This is a genomic window from Actinomadura sp. GTD37 (assembly GCF_041951365.1).
Classification (GTDB): domain Bacteria; phylum Actinomycetota; class Actinomycetes; order Streptosporangiales; family Streptosporangiaceae; genus Spirillospora.
In genome coordinates, this window is sequence record NZ_JBGNUS010000001.1 from 1901142 (window position 1) to 1914987 (window position 13846).

Consider the following 13846-nt stretch of genomic DNA (forward strand, 5'->3'; position numbering starts at 1 on the left):
GCTCAGGCGCGGCCCCGGGTGCTGCCGCCGTTGGCGTGCAGGATCTGGCCGACGAGCGTCGGCAGCCGCTCGTCGGCCAGGAACGCCACCGCGTCCGCGATCTCCTCGGGCGTCGCGACCCGGCCCAGCGGCACCCGCTCCGCCTGCCGGGCGCGGAACTCCTCCGCGGACATCCCCGCGGCCGCCGCCTCCTCCGCCAGCCGCGGCGTGTCGATCACGCTCGGCGCGATCGCGTTCACCGCGATGCCGAGCGGCGCCAGTTCCCGGCCGAGCGACTTGGTGAGCGCGACTATCCCGGCCTTGGCCGCCGAGCAGGCGGTCGACCCCGGCAGGCCGATCAGCCCGCCCTCGGACGCGACCAGCACCATCCGGCCGCCGCCGCGCTCCACCATCCCCGGCATGACGGCCTGCGCGCACGCGAACGTCCCGCCGAGGTCGGTGTCGATGACCCGCCACCAGTCGTCCGGGTCGTGCTCGGCGAACGGCGCCGCCTTCAGGCGGGTCGCGCCGGCGACGAGGATCCCCACGTGCGAGTCCGTCAGCCGCTCGACCTCCGCGACCATCGCGGAGACGGCGTCGGGGTCGGTGACGTCCGCGGGCGCGGCGATCCCGTCCAGCTCGCGGACGAGGCCGCTCACGTCCCGGTCCGGGCGGTCGTTGGCGGCGACGCGGTGCCCGTCCGCCGCCAGCCGCCGGGCCACCGCCGCGCCGAGCCCGCCGGCCGCCCCGGTCACCAGCGCGACCGCCATCAGATCACCGCCCCGGAGTTCGGGGACAGGATCTCCCCGGCGCAGAACGTCGCGTCCTCCACCAGGTAGGCGGCGGCGAACGCGATCTCCTCCGGCGCCGTGAGCCGCCCGGTCGGCAGCGTCTGCAGGAACGCGGGCCGCCGCCACGGCGAGTCGGGCGGCAGCATCGGCGTGTCGGTCGGGCCGGGCGCCACCGCGTTCACCCGCACCCCGGACGGCGCCAGCTCCGCCGCCAGCGACCGGACGAGCCCGATCACCGCGCCCTTGGCCGCCGCGTAGTGCGCCTCGCCGTCCCCGCCGCCGATGGCCAGGTCGGACGAGACCGCGACCACGGTGCCCCGCCCCCGCTCGACCATCCCCGGGGTCACGGCCCGGCACACGTTCACGAACCCGCCCAGGTGCACCCGCAGCATCCGCAGCCAGTCGGTCCAGGCGACGTCCGACGCCGGCACGATCGCGTAGTGCCCGGCCGCGCACAGCGCCGCCTCGATCGGCCCGAGCTCCCGCTCGATCCGCCTGACGGCGGCGCTCACCTGCTCCGGGAAGGCGACGTCCACGCCCACCGTGTGGTCGGCGTCCGCCGCCGGGACGAGGTCCAGAGCGGCCGTCCGCCAGCCGCGCCCCGCCAGCTCGCGCACCACCGCGGCGCCGATCCCGCTGGCCCCGCCGGTGACGAGTGCGACCCGCTCGCGCATCCGATCACCTCGACTCCATCCGAAGTTCCCAGGCAAACCCGGCATAACCCAAGGTGGCAAGGGTGCCGGAGATTTCTTGGCCGAACGCACCGCGGCGCGCCCGGACCGTCGTGCCCTCCTCCAAAGCACGGTTCTCCCAAAACACGGTCAGGGCGCCCGCCATCGCCCCGTCCGGGTGAGAAGGTGAAACCGTGACCAGCGATCCCGTTGTGCCGCAACTCACCGTCCGGGAGCTCCTGGAGGTGCCGCGGTTCCGGCTGCGCCTCGTCGCCGGCGAGGGCGCCGGCCTCGACCGGCCGATCCGCTGGGCGCACTCCACCGAGCTGCTCGACCCCGGCCCCTACCTGCGCGGCGCCGAGATCGTGCTGACGGTCGGCGCGTCGCTGCGGGACGCGGGCGCCTGCGCCGCGTTCGCCGAGTCGGTGAAGGCCGGGCGGGCGAGCGTGATCGGCTACGGCGTCGGCGACGTGACCGACGAGGTGCCGGAGGCGCTGCGCGACGTCTGCGACCGCCTCGGCCTGCCGCTGGCGGAGGTGCCGGCCGAGGTGCCGTTCCTGAGCTTCACCGAGTGGTTCGCCGAGCGGCTCGCGTTCACCCGCGACGAGCGGCACGAGCAGGAGGAGACCGGGCGGCTGCTCCGCATGATCCAGCAGGGCCACGCGTCCGCGGAGGTGCTCCGCGAGCGGATCGACGACGCCGGGCTCGACCCGGCCGCGCTCCTCGTGATCGCGATGGACGGCGTCGAGGACGGGCTGCCCGGCGTCTTCGGCCTGGACGGCGACACCGCGCTGCTCATCACCAACGACGCGCACGCCTGGACCGAGCCCGCGGGCGTCGGCAGCGCCGGGTCGCTCGACCACCTGCCGGTCTCGCTCACCGAGAGCCTCACCGCGCTGGACGCCGCGCGCCGCGCCGGCGGCGTCGTGCACGCCTCCGACCTGGCCACCTTCCAGGCCCTGCTCGGCCGCCTCGACCAGGAGCAGCTGGCCCCGTTCGTCGACCAGATAGCCCGCCCGCTGAACGAGTACGACAACGCGCACGGCACCCGCCTCACCGAGACCCTGCGCACCTTCCTCGACATGGGCGGCGCGGTCGGCGCCACGTCCCGCGCCCTCTTCCTGCACCCGAACACCCTCCGCCACCGCCTGGCCCGCATCGAGTCCCTGACCGGCCGCGACCCCCTCCAGTTCGACGACCGCGTGGCCCTCGCCATAGCCGTCTGGGCCGCCCGCTGACCCCGCCCACCAACGCACCCCCACCCCGCGCGGTACTCGTCTTGGGCGCTGCCTGTCCCGTGTGGTGCTCGTCTTGGGCGCCGCCTGTTGTGCGCGGTGCTCGTATCGCGCGGCGCCTGTCTTGTGCGGTGCTCGTCTTTGTGCGGTGCCCGGTTGGGGCGGCGGGCGTTTTCCGCGGCGTGTGCTTTTCGGTGTCGTCTGCCTTCTTGCCCGCACGGTTTCGCTGAGCGCGGCCTTTCGCTGGACGGCCGGGTGTCGTAAATGGGGCAAATGTCGGCGAGAGTGCCGGAGCGGGGTGCGGGCGCCCTCCCGGACGCCGCGTCCGGCTTTGCGGTGAGGCGTCGCGGCGAGAAAGGCGCGCGGGGTCGATTTGGGCGGTATGGGCAATTCTCGGAGGCTCGGGCTTGCGGCGGGGAGCGGGCTACCGGGGGGCGGGCGTTCGCGGATCACAGGGGATGGTGGGGTTTGGGATTCGTGCGGGACGGGGAGAGAACCGTGGCCTCGCGGTAAGTGATCATTTCGGGCACGCGCTGTTCGCGCCGGTCTCGCCGGGCACGCGCGGCGCGCCGACCGCAGCGGCATGCCCGGCATTCGTGTCCCGAACGGTAATGCGGACAGGGCCGAATTTCGCGTTCCCGGGCTGCCCGAGGGTGCCGGGTCTAGGTTTGCAGAGGAGATGCCGGAGAGCCCCCCGAAGGAGCGTCTGACCGATGACGGATGCCACCAGCGGCCCGGAGCAGCAGGCCCCGGAGACGAAGATCAACACTGCGGTCCCGCAGTCCGCCCGGATCTGGAACTACTGGCTCGGCGGCACCGACAACTACGAGATCGACCGGCTCGCCGGCGACGAGTACGTCTCGCTCTACCCCGGCATCGTGGACATCGCGCGCGCCGGCCGCTACTTCATGGACCGCGCGATCAGGTTCCTCGCCCTCGAACGCGGGATCCGCCAGTTCATGGACTGCGGGACCGGGCTGCCGACCGTCGACAACACCCACGAGATGGCCCAGCGCGCCGCCCCCGACGCGCGGGTCGTCTACGTCGACAACGACCCGCTCGTCCTCGCGCACGCCCGCGCCCTGATGACGGGCACCGCCGCGGGCAGGACGTCCTACATCGACTGCGACCTGCACGATCCCAAGACGATCATGGCGAGGGCGTCGGAGATCCTCGACCTGTCCCGGCCCGTGGGGCTGCTGCTGATCGGGGTCATGGGGCACATCGTCGACCCCGCCGAGGCGTTCGGCGTCGTCCGCGGGCTGCTGGAGCCGCTGGCGCCCGGGAGCTACCTCATCCTGCACGACTCCACCGACCAGAACGCGGCGTTCAACGCGGCGCAGCACGCCTACGACGAGACCGGCGCCATCCCGTTCCGGCTGCGCAGCCCGGACTTCATCCGCGCCTACTTCGACGGCCTGGAGATCGAGGAGCCCGGACTCGTGCCGAGCGGCGCGTGGCGGCCCGAGGTGGCGGGCATCGACGCCGGAGATCTTCCGACGCTGTGCGCGGTGGCGCGGAAACCCTGACGCCGGGGAAAGGTCGCGCACCGTTTCCTTCCCGGTGCGCTGCGTGAAGCTATAGTGGGGGCCCGGTCGTGCAACCGATCCCCCCGATGAGGAGTCCCCTTGGCCTCCGTCACGAGCACCGGCAGCAGTCAGTCGCCGCGCACCCGCGCCGGCCGCCCCTACGGGGACCCGCTCGTCCCCCGGATGCTGTTAGGCAGGCGGCTCCGCGAGCTGCGGGAGCGGGCCGGGCTGTCCCGCCTCGACGCGGGCGCCGTCGTGCACGGCTCCGAATCCAAGATCACCCGGCTGGAGCTGGGCCGCAGCGGCAGCAGGCCGCGCGAGGTCGCCCGGCTGCTCGCCCGCTACGGCGCGGACGGCGACGAGCAGGACACCCTCCTCGCCCTCGCCGAGCAGACGACCGCGCACGCCTGGTGGCACGGCGACGGCGACATCCTGCCGGGCTGGGTGCGCCAGTACCTGAGCGCGGAGCAGGCGGCCAAGCTGGTCCGCACGTTCGAGGCCCGGTTCGTGCCCGGCCTGCTCCAGACCGAGGAGTACGCCCGCGCGCTGATCCGCCCCGCCTGCCCCGAGGCCGAGGTCGAGCGGCGGGTCGAGTTCCGGATGCGGCGCCAGCGCGTGCTGCGCCGCCGGCCCCGCCCGCTCAACCTGTGGGTCGTCCTCGACCAGCAGGCGCTGTGGTGGCCCATCGGCGACCGGGCGGTGATGGGCGGCCAGATCCGGCACATCATCGAGCTGTGCAAGCGGCCGAACGTCACCGTCCAGATCGCGCCGTTCGGCGTCGGCGGCCGGGTCGCCGGGGACGAGCCGCTCACCCTCGTCCGGTTCCCGCAGCAGGGCCTGCACGACATGGTGTACCTCGAACGCGCCGACGGCGCCGGCTACCCGGTGCGGCGCGCGGAGATCGAGCGGCACTGGCACGTCTTCAACACGCTGGTGACCGAGGCCGCGCCGCCGGAGCGCACGCCGCAGATCCTCGCCGAGATGCTCGCCTCCATCTGAGCCGGTTCGTACCGAACCGATCCACTCCGTACCGGTCGGTACCGGTCTGTGCCGATCGGTACCGGCCCGTGCCGGCCGATCCGTCCGCGGGACTCGAATCGAGTCTTGGAGTTAGACGCAAGTCTCCACTCGGGTCCAACATAACGGAATGGAAAAAACTGCTGACCAGCGGTGATCGCCGACCGCCTGGATCACATATTCCCGGCTGACCACTTCCGGCCTATCTCGACAAAAGCCGGTCATTTTTGAGGTTTCTCGGAGCGGTTCGGGGACGTACGGCACAGGGGCCTCGCGATGGCCATGTTTACCGGGCGTGCACCCGGATATCGGGCATCGATGAACGGCCCCGCGCCGCCGCCGCCTCGAAGGAACGCCATGTCCGTCAGCGAGCGTTTGTGGAACGAGACCGAGGAACGCCGCACCAGGATCGAACTCCAGTCCCGGGAGAACTTCCCGGTCGCCACCCGCCTGCTCCCCGCCCGCCACCGCGAGCACCTGCTGAACGTCTACGGCTACGCCCGGCTGGTCGACGACATCGGCGACGAGGCGCCGCCGGGCGAGCGGGCCGACCTGCTCGACCTCGTGGAACGCGATCTCGACCGCGTCTACGCGAGCGTCGCGCCGGAACTGCCCGTCCTGCGCGACCTGTCCCGCACCATCACCGCGTGCCGGATCCCGGCGGAGCCGTTCCGCCGCCTGCTGGAGGCCAACCGCCGCGACCAGGAGGTCACCCGGTACGCCACCTTCGACGACCTCGTCGGCTACTGCGCGTACTCCGCCGACCCGGTCGGGCACGTCGTCCTGCACGTGTTCGGCGCCGCCACCCCGGACCGGATCCGGCTCTCGGACAAGGTGTGCACCGCCCTGCAGATCATCGAGCACTGCCAGGACGTCGGCGAGGACCACCGCAACGGCCGCGTCTACCTGCCCGGTGACGACCTCAAGCGGTTCGGCTGCGCCGAGGACGACCTGGCCGCCGCGATCACGCCGACCCGGCTGCGCGGCGTGGTGGCCCTCCAGGCCAAGCGGGCCGGGCGGCTGCTGGACGAGGGCGCCGCCCTCACCGCGACGCTCCGCGGATTCGCCCGCGTCGCCGTCGCCGGGTACGTCGCGGGCGGCCTCGCGTCCCTCGCCGCCCTGGAGCGCGGCGCCTACGACGTCCTGGGGAGCACGTCACGTCCGAGGAAAGCGCGGCTGCTGGCCGAGTGGTCGCGGACACTGGGGAGGGGATAGGAGATGGACGCATCCAGCGCCTACCGGCACTGCGAGAACGTCGTGCGCTCGCAGGCGCGCAACTTCTCGTACGGGATCCGGCTGCTTCCCGCGCCGAAGCGCCGCGCGCTGAGCGCCGTGTACGCGTTCGCCCGCCGCATCGACGACATCGGCGACGACCACGACGCGCCCGCCGCGACCCGGCTGTCCAGGCTCGGCGACGAGCGCGCGCGCCTCGCCGACGCCGCCGCCCACCCGGACGACCCGGTGCTCGTCGCGCTGTCGGACGCCGCGCACCGCTACCCGATCCCGCTGGACGCGTTCGGCGAGCTGATCGACGGCTGCGAGGCCGACGTCCGCGGCGAGACCTACGACACCTTCGACGACCTGCGCTGGTACTGCCGGTGCGTCGCCGGGGCGGTCGGCCGGCTGTCGCTCGGCGTGTTCGGCACGTCCGACCCGAAGGCGGCCGTGCCCCGCGCGGACGCGCTCGGCGTCGCGCTCCAGCTGACGAACATCCTGCGGGACGTCCGCGAGGACGGGCTGAGCGGCCGCGTCTACCTGCCCGCCAAGGACCTCGCCCGGTTCGGCGTCACGCTGGACCGCGACGGCTCGGGGCGGCTGACCGACGACCCGGAGCGGCTGGCGGCCCTCGTCCGGTTCGAGGTGAACCGGGCGGAGGAGTGGTATGCGACGGGCCTCCAGCTGCTGCCCATGCTCGACCGGCGCAGCGCCGCGTGCGCCGGGGCGATGGCCGGCATCTACCGGCACCTGCTGAAACGCATCAAGGCCGACCCGCTGACGGCGCTCGGCACCCGCACGTCCCTCCCGGCCTGGGAGAAGGCCGCCGTGTCGGCGATGGCGATGTCGGGGGTCCGCCGATGAGCGGCGCTGCCGGCGGCGCGGGAGACGTCGCCGTCGTCGGCGGCGGCCTCGCCGGGATCACGGCGGCGCTGGCGCTCCAGGAGACCGGGATCCGGGCGACGGTCTACGAGGCGCGGCCCCGCCTCGGCGGCGCCACCCACTCCTTCACCCGCGGCGGGCTGACCGTCGACAACGGGCAGCACATCTTCCTGAAGTGCTGCTCGGCGTACCGGGGGCTGCTCGGACGGCTGGGCGCGGCGGACCGCGTCCGCGTCCAGGACCGCTTCGACGTCCGCGTCCTCACCCCGGACGGCCCCGGCGGGCGGCTGCGCCGCGCCAAGGCACCGGGCCCACTGCACCTGCTGCCCGCGCTCGCCGGCTACCGGCTGCTGTCGCCCGCCGACCGGCTGCGCGCCGTCCGCGCGTCGCTCGCGCTCGACCGGCTCGACCCGGACGACCCGGCGCTCGACCGGTCCGCCATGGGCGGCTGGCTCGCCGGCCACGGCCAGCGGTCCCGGGCCCGCGACGCGCTCTGGGACCTGTTCGTCACCGCGTCGCTCAACATCCGGGTGGACGACGCCGCGCTCGGCCCGGCCGCGATGGTGTGCCAGACCGCGCTCCTCGGCCGCTCGGACGCCGCCGACATCGGCGTGCCGGCGATCCCGCTCGGCGACCTGCACGGCACGCTCGCCGCGGCGCGGATCAGGCGCGGCGGCGGACGGGTCGAGCTGGGCGCGAAGGTGACGGCGGTCGAGGCGGGGCCGAAGCTCGTCGTGGACGGCTCCCCGGTCAGCGCGGACGCCGTCGTGATCGCGGTGCCGCACCGGGCGGCGGCGTCGCTCGTCCCCGAGGAGGCGTCCCCGGACCGGGTGCGCTGGGACGGCCTCGGCTCCAGCCCCATCGTCAACGTCCACGTCGTCTACGACCGGCCCGTCCTGGAAGCGGACGGCGCCGCCCGGCCGTTCGTCGCGGCGGTCGGCTCACCCGTCCAGTGGGTGTTCGACCGGACCGAGGTGAGCGGCCTGTCCGGCGGGGGCCAGTACCTCGCGGTCTCGGTCTCGGCCGCCGACCGCTGGATCGACACCCCCACCGCGGAGCTGCGCGACGTCTACCTCGCCGCGCTGGAGCGGCTGTTCCCGGCCGCCCGCCGGGCCCGCGTCACCGACTTCTTCGTGACGCGGGAACGGCACGCCACATTCCGCCAGAGCCCCGGCAGCGGCGCGCTGCGCCCCGCGTCCGCGACCCGGCTGCCGGGGCTGTTCCTCGCCGGCGCGTGGACGGACACGGGCTGGCCCGACACGATGGAGGGAGCCGTGCGAAGCGGCCTCACCGCCGCCCGCCTCGTCCGGCGGCATCTGCAGGGGATGACCGCGGACGGGGTGAGCGGCCGATGACCACCGTCCCGACCTCGATCACCGACGGGCGCGCGCTCGTCGACCAGGCGATGCGCGCGTCCGCGGAGCGGCTCGACCCGTGGACCCGCCGCGTCGTCGCCTACCACCTCGGCTGGACCGACGCGGACGGCCGGCCCGCCGCGGCGGGCGGGAAGGCGCTGCGCCCCGCGCTGGCGCTGCTGTCCGCGCGGGCCGCCGGGGCGCCCCCGGAGACGGCGCTGCCCGGCGCGGTCGCCGTCGAGTTCGTGCACGCGTTCTCGCTGCTGCACGACGACATCATGGACGGCGACCGGACCCGCCGGCACCGTCCCGCCGCGTGGACGGTGTTCGGCCCGTCCGCCGCCATCCTCGGCGGCGACGCGCTGCTCGCCTTGTCGGAGGAGCTGCTGCTCGACCAGCAGACGCGGGGCGCGCACTGGGCGGCGCGCGCCCTGGCCGCCGCCACGCAGCGGCTCATCTCCGGGCAGGCGTCCGACCTCGGGTTCGAGCAGCGCGCCGACGTGTCGCTGGACGAGTGCGTCACGATGGCCGCCGACAAGACGGGCGCGCTGCTCGCCTGCGCCAGCTCGATCGGCGCGATGCTCGGCGAGGGGCCGACGCGGCTCGTCACCGGGCTGACCGGGTTCGGCGCCGAGATGGGCCTCGCGTTCCAGCTCGTGGACGACCTGCTCGGCATCTGGGGGAGCCCGGAGACGACCGGCAAGCCCGTCCTGTCGGACCTGCGGGCCCGGAAGAAGTCGCTGCCCGTGGTGTACGCGCTGAACGCCGGGACGCCGGACTCGGCGCGGCTCGCCGAGCTGTACGGGCGCGCGGAGCCGCCGTCCGAGGACGTCCTGCGGGAGATGGCGCGGCTGGTCGAGGCCGCCGGCGGCCGGGACTGGGCCGCCGCCGAGGCGGACCGCCGCATCGCCGCCGCCGAGCTGTGCCTCGACCAGGCCGGCGTGGACGACCACGTCGCCGCCGAGTTCCGGGACATCGCGCTCTTCGTCACCGCCCGGGACCACTGACCCGCCACGCACTGCGCGAGAAGGAGACCGCTGAATGACCACGACGGAAGCTCCGGAACTCACCGGCGCGGCGGCCGCCGCCGTCGCAGCCGCCCGCGACCACCTGCTCGGCCTCCAGTCGCCGGAGGGCTGGTGGAAGGCCGAGCTGGAGACCAACGTCACGATGGACGCCGAGGACCTGCTGCTCCGCCAGTTCCTCGGCATCCGCTCCGACGCCGACACCAAGGAGGCGGCGCGCTGGATCCGCTCGCGGCAGCGCGCCGACGGGACGTGGGCGAACTTCCACGGCGGCCCCGCCGACCTGTCCACCACGATCGAGGCGTACGTCGCGCTGCGGCTCGCCGGCGACCCGGTGGACGCCGACCACATGCGGCGCGCCGCAAAGTTCGCGCGGGACGCGGGCGGCATCGAGGGCAGCCGCGTGTTCACCCGGATCTGGCTGGCGCTGTTCGGGCAGTGGTCGTGGGACGACCTGCCCGTCATGCCGCCCGAGCTGATGTTCCTGCCGAGCCGGGTGCCGCTGAACGTCTACGACTGGGCGTGCTGGGCGCGGCAGACGATCGTCCCGCTGACGGTCCTCGGGTCGCTGCGTCCCGTCCGGGACCTGCCGGTCGACCTCGCGGAGCTGCGGACCGGCACCGTCCCGGCGCAGGACGCGAAGGGCTGGGGGCGGGCGTTCAACGCGCTCGACCGCGTCCTGCACGTGTACGAGAAGCGGCCGGTGCGGCCGCTGCGGAACGCCGCGCTGCGCCGGGCCGCCGACTGGATCATCGCCAGGCAGGAGGCCGACGGCTGCTGGGGCGGGATCCAGCCGCCCTGGGTGTACTCGCTGATGGCGCTGCACGTCCTCGGCTACGACCTCGACCACCCGGTCCTCAAGCGGGGGCTGGACGGGCTCGAGCGGTTCACGATCCGGGACGACAAGGGCCGCCGGCTGGAGGCGTGCCAGTCGCCGGTCTGGGACACCGTCCTCGCGATGAACGCGCTCGGCGACGCCGGCGCGGCCCGCGACGATCCCGCGCTGCTGCGCGCGGGCCGCTGGATCGTCGGCGAGGAGGTCCGTGGGCCGGGCGACTGGGCGGTGCGGCGGCCCGACACCCCGCCGGGCGGGTGGGCGTTCGAGTTCGACAACGACGTCTACCCCGACACCGACGACACCGCCGAGGCGATCCTGGCGCTGCGCAAGGTGGCGCTGCCGGAGGCGTCCGAGCCGGTCGAGCGGGCCGTCCGGTGGCTGAACGGCATGGCGTCGCGGGACGGCGGGTTCGGCGCGTTCGACGCCGACAACACCCGCGAACTGTGCACCAAGCTGCCGTTCTGCGACTTCGGCGCCGTCATCGACCCGCCGTCCGCCGACGTCACCGCGCACGTCGTCGAGGCGCTCGCCCACGAGGGCCTCGCGGAGACGGCCGTGGTGAAGCGGGCCGTGGTGTGGCTGCTGAAGGCGCAGGAGGAGGACGGCTCCTGGTTCGGGCGCTGGGGCGCCAACCACGTGTACGGGACGGGCGGCGTCGTGCCCGCGCTCATCGCCGCCGGGGTCCGGCCGGGCAAGCCCGCGATCCGCCGCGCCGTGGCGTGGCTGGAGGAGCACCAGAACTCCGACGGCGGCTGGGGCGAGGACCTGCGCTCCTACGACGACCCCGCGTGGATCGGGCGGGGCGAGTCCACGGCGTCCCAGACGGCGTGGGCGCTGCTGGCGCTGTTCGCCGCCGGGGAGCGCTCCGCCGCCGTGGACGCGGGCGTCCGGTGGCTGGTGGAGAACCAGCGCCCGGACGGGAACTGGGACGAGGACCAGTTCACCGGCACCGGCTTCCCCGGCGACTTCTACATCAACTACCACCTCTACCGGCTGGTGTTCCCGATCAGCGCCCTCGGCCGCTACCTGGGGGGCGCCACGTGACGCGGCTCGTCGTGTGCGCGGCGCTCGGCATGGAGGCGCGGGCCGTCTCGCGGGACGGCCTGCGCGTCGTCCGGACCGGGATGGGGCCCGCCAGGGCGCGGGCCGCCGCCGAGCGGCTGCCCGAGTTCGGCGCGCTGGCCGTCGCCGGCTGCGGCGGGGCGCTGGACGCGCGGCTGCGTCCCGGCGACCTGTTCGTCGCGACCGAGGTCCGCGGGCCGTCCGGGACGGTGCCGTGCCGTTTCGGGCCCGTCGAGACCGAGGAGCACACGGTCACGGTGGAGACGACCGAATTCACTCTGCCAAAGGAGGTCCGAACACCATGAGCATGCCGCTACGCCAGAGCCTTCGCATCGGAACCTATATCCTCCGCAACAAGATCCGCGGCAGGGAGAAGTACCCGCTCATCGCGGAACTGGAACCGCTGTTCGCGTGCAATCTGGCCTGCGCCGGCTGCGGGAAGATCCAGCATCCGGCCGACACGCTGAAAAGGCGGATGCCCGTCGAGCAGGCCGTCGCCGCCATCGAGGAGTGCGGCGCGCCGATGGTGTCCATCGCGGGCGGCGAGCCGCTCATGCACCCGCAGATCGACGAGCTCGTGAGCGAACTCGTGAAGCGCAAGAAGTTCGTCTTCCTGTGCACGAACGCGCTGCTCATTCCCCGGAAGATCGACAAGTTCAAGCCGTCGCCGTACTTCGCCTGGGCCGTGCACATCGACGGCCTCCGGGAACGGCACGACGAGTCGGTCTGCAAGGAGGGCGTCTTCGACGACGCCGTCGCCGCCGTGAAGGAATGCCAGCGCCGCGGATTCCGCGTCACCACCAACACGACGGTCTTCAACACCGACACCCCGCAGAACGTCATCGAGGTCATGAACTACCTCAACGACGATCTGAAGGTCGACGAAATGATGATCTCGCCGGGGTACGCCTACGACAAGGCGCCCGACCAGGAGCACTTCCTCGGCGTCCAGGAGTCGCGGGAACTGTTCCGCAAGGCGTTCGCCGACGGGAACCGCAAGCGCTGGCGGCTGAACCACTCGCCGCTCTTCCTGGACTTCCTGGAGGGCAAGGTCGACTTCCCGTGCACGGCCTGGGCGATCCCGTCCTACTCGCTCTTCGGGTGGCAGCGTCCGTGCTACCTGATGTCGGACGGCTACGCGCAGACCTACCAGGAACTCCTGGACGAGACCGACTGGGACTCCTACGGCCGCGGACGCGACCCGCGGTGCGCCAACTGCATGGCCCACTGCGGCTACGAGCCCACGGCGGTCATGGCCACCGTCGGCTCGCTGAAGGAGTCCATCAGGGCGGTGCGGTCCACCTGACCGCAGCGCCCGGAGGGCGGGAGGTTCGCTCCCGCCCTCCGGGCGTCGGTCAGGCGTCGCTGAGCTTCGTCGGCCGGTAGGCCTTGTACTCGCTGCCCGAGTCCAGGCCGTAGTCGCGCGTCCGGTAGTCGGTGCCGTAGCGGCCGCGCTGCTCGTAGGCCCAGTAGGACGTGTGGTCTCCGTCGGCCCACTTCTCGAAGATGACGACGTGGCGGGTCGTGTTGGTGCCCTCCGCGTCCATGACGAGGTCGCCCTTCTTCAGTTCCGACATCGCGATGCGGGAGGTGTGGCGCGACGACGTCAGGCCGACCGTGTTCTCTCCCGGCTTGGGCAGGCCCAACGCCATGGACACGTATCCCGAGCAGTCGGCCCGGTAGCCCTCGTGGGACCTGACCTGGCTGTAGGACACCCGGTCCGAGCTGTGCGGGTTCCACGTCCTAGCCCGCTCGATGACCTCGGACCGCTCGTCCACGGCCTTCTTCTTCTCGGACCTGTCGGACGTGTCCGGCACGGCCTTGCGCGGCTGGGGGACGGATTTGACGGCGGCGACCGATGTGCCGGTATCGGACGGACGCTCCGCCAGTTGCACCGTCGTCGCGGCCACGCCGAACACGGCGAGACCGACGAGCGCTCCATTGGTGCGGGGGCTCAGGCCGAAAATGCCCTTGCTCCTGGTGTGCTTGCCTTTCAAGGGGGGCTCCTTCTTCCATGTGCCGCCTACCGGGTTAGCTGACGGGTTCGGACGTGGAAGTCGCCCTACGGCCTGCGGGCAGGCCGATTCACCCCAGTGCAGGGAGGGTGGGTCCCCGGCTCCGCGCTACGGCGGACTCGGCGGTGCCGCTGCGGTCCCCGGGGCACGATGGGCCCCATGAAGGAGAGAGCGGCGCTGATGTTGTAAAGGCCCTGCCGAGGCGGATCGCCTCCGGGCGTTGCCTGCACGG

At 73.4% G+C, this 13846-nt stretch carries 13 protein-coding genes and 1 riboswitch; of the genes, 10 read left to right on the forward strand and 3 right to left on the reverse strand.

Going from position 1 to position 13846, the window contains the following annotated elements; translation table 11 throughout:
* Positions 1-2: 2 nt before the first annotated feature.
* Both ACA511_RS09085 and ACA511_RS09090 read right to left on the reverse strand, forming a co-directional pair.
* Positions 3-749 (reverse strand): SDR family NAD(P)-dependent oxidoreductase, encoded by a 747-nt coding sequence (locus ACA511_RS09085; protein ID WP_375023617.1) that lies wholly within the window; start codon positions 747-749, stop codon positions 3-5.
* A complete protein-coding gene (locus tag ACA511_RS09090; protein WP_375023618.1) occupies positions 749-1444 on the reverse strand; it encodes an SDR family NAD(P)-dependent oxidoreductase in 696 nt (231 codons plus the stop codon). Before ACA511_RS09090 ends, ACA511_RS09085 begins: the two co-directional genes overlap by 1 nt.
* Before the next feature lie 191 nt (positions 1445-1635).
* On the opposite strand from ACA511_RS09090, the gene ACA511_RS09095 reads away from it, so the two are divergent.
* The 10 genes from ACA511_RS09095 (at position 1636) to hpnH (ending at position 12905) form a co-directional block, all read left to right on the forward strand.
* Positions 1636-2679 (forward strand): PucR family transcriptional regulator, encoded by a 1044-nt coding sequence (locus ACA511_RS09095; protein ID WP_375023619.1) that lies wholly within the window; start codon positions 1636-1638, stop codon positions 2677-2679.
* Positions 2680-3389: 710 nt separating this feature from the next.
* Positions 3390-4205 carry an SAM-dependent methyltransferase gene (locus tag ACA511_RS09100; protein WP_375023620.1) on the forward strand — a complete coding sequence of 272 codons (816 nt, stop codon included), beginning with the start codon at positions 3390-3392 and terminating at the stop codon, positions 4203-4205.
* Positions 4206-4304: 99 nt separating this feature from the next.
* Positions 4305-5204 carry a helix-turn-helix domain-containing protein gene (locus tag ACA511_RS09105; RefSeq protein WP_375023621.1) on the forward strand — a complete coding sequence of 300 codons (900 nt, stop codon included), beginning with the start codon at positions 4305-4307 and terminating at the stop codon, positions 5202-5204.
* Between the two features lie 375 nt (positions 5205-5579).
* Positions 5580-6437, forward strand: coding sequence for a squalene synthase HpnC (gene hpnC / locus ACA511_RS09110; protein WP_375023622.1), 858 nt, complete (start codon positions 5580-5582; stop codon positions 6435-6437).
* A gap of 3 nt (positions 6438-6440) precedes the next feature.
* Positions 6441-7301, forward strand: a complete 861-nt coding sequence (hpnD, locus tag ACA511_RS09115) for a presqualene diphosphate synthase HpnD (protein ID WP_375023623.1) — start codon at positions 6441-6443, stop codon at positions 7299-7301.
* The gene (gene hpnE, locus ACA511_RS09120) at positions 7298-8674 is read left to right on the forward strand and encodes a hydroxysqualene dehydroxylase HpnE (protein WP_375023624.1); all 1377 of its coding nucleotides are present in this window, start codon (positions 7298-7300) and stop codon (positions 8672-8674) included. The genes hpnD and hpnE overlap by 4 nt, the downstream gene beginning before the upstream one ends.
* The gene (locus ACA511_RS09125; RefSeq protein WP_375023625.1) at positions 8671-9681 is read left to right on the forward strand and encodes a polyprenyl synthetase family protein; all 1011 of its coding nucleotides are present in this window, start codon (positions 8671-8673) and stop codon (positions 9679-9681) included. The genes hpnE and ACA511_RS09125 overlap by 4 nt, the downstream gene beginning before the upstream one ends.
* A 34-nt stretch (positions 9682-9715) precedes the next feature.
* Entirely contained in the window at positions 9716-11581 is a 1866-nt protein-coding gene (gene shc, locus ACA511_RS09130) for a squalene--hopene cyclase (RefSeq protein ID WP_375023626.1), read from the forward strand.
* Positions 11578-11904, forward strand: coding sequence for a hypothetical protein (locus tag ACA511_RS09135; RefSeq protein WP_375023627.1), 327 nt, complete (start codon positions 11578-11580; stop codon positions 11902-11904). Before shc ends, ACA511_RS09135 begins: the two co-directional genes overlap by 4 nt.
* Positions 11901-12905 (forward strand): adenosyl-hopene transferase HpnH, encoded by a 1005-nt coding sequence (gene hpnH, locus ACA511_RS09140; RefSeq protein WP_375023628.1) that lies wholly within the window; start codon positions 11901-11903, stop codon positions 12903-12905. Before ACA511_RS09135 ends, hpnH begins: the two co-directional genes overlap by 4 nt.
* Positions 12906-12954: 49 nt before the next feature.
* Here hpnH and ACA511_RS09145 read toward each other — a convergent pair whose 3' ends face one another.
* Complete coding sequence (locus tag ACA511_RS09145) at positions 12955-13596, reverse strand: hypothetical protein (protein ID WP_375023629.1); 642 nt, start codon at positions 13594-13596, stop codon at positions 12955-12957.
* A 7-nt stretch (positions 13597-13603) separates the two neighbouring features.
* A riboswitch (cyclic di-AMP (ydaO/yuaA leader) is annotated at positions 13604-13749 on the reverse strand.
* Between the last annotated feature and the right edge of the window lie 97 nt (positions 13750-13846).

Coding starts and splice junctions, on each gene's coding strand:
- ACA511_RS09085 (WP_375023617.1), bottom strand. CDS start 749: ATGGCGGTCGCGCTGGTGACCGGGGCGGCCGGCGGGCTCGGCGCGGCG.
- ACA511_RS09090 (WP_375023618.1), bottom strand. CDS start 1,444: ATGCGCGAGCGGGTCGCACTCGTCACCGGCGGGGCCAGCGGGATCGGC.
- ACA511_RS09100 (WP_375023620.1), top strand. CDS start 3,390: ATGACGGATGCCACCAGCGGCCCGGAGCAGCAGGCCCCGGAGACGAAG.
- hpnC (WP_375023622.1), top strand. CDS start 5,580: ATGTCCGTCAGCGAGCGTTTGTGGAACGAGACCGAGGAACGCCGCACC.
- hpnD (WP_375023623.1), top strand. CDS start 6,441: ATGGACGCATCCAGCGCCTACCGGCACTGCGAGAACGTCGTGCGCTCG.
- hpnE (WP_375023624.1), top strand. CDS start 7,298: ATGAGCGGCGCTGCCGGCGGCGCGGGAGACGTCGCCGTCGTCGGCGGC.
- ACA511_RS09125 (WP_375023625.1), top strand. CDS start 8,671: ATGACCACCGTCCCGACCTCGATCACCGACGGGCGCGCGCTCGTCGAC.
- shc (WP_375023626.1), top strand. CDS start 9,716: ATGACCACGACGGAAGCTCCGGAACTCACCGGCGCGGCGGCCGCCGCC.
- hpnH (WP_375023628.1), top strand. CDS start 11,901: ATGAGCATGCCGCTACGCCAGAGCCTTCGCATCGGAACCTATATCCTC.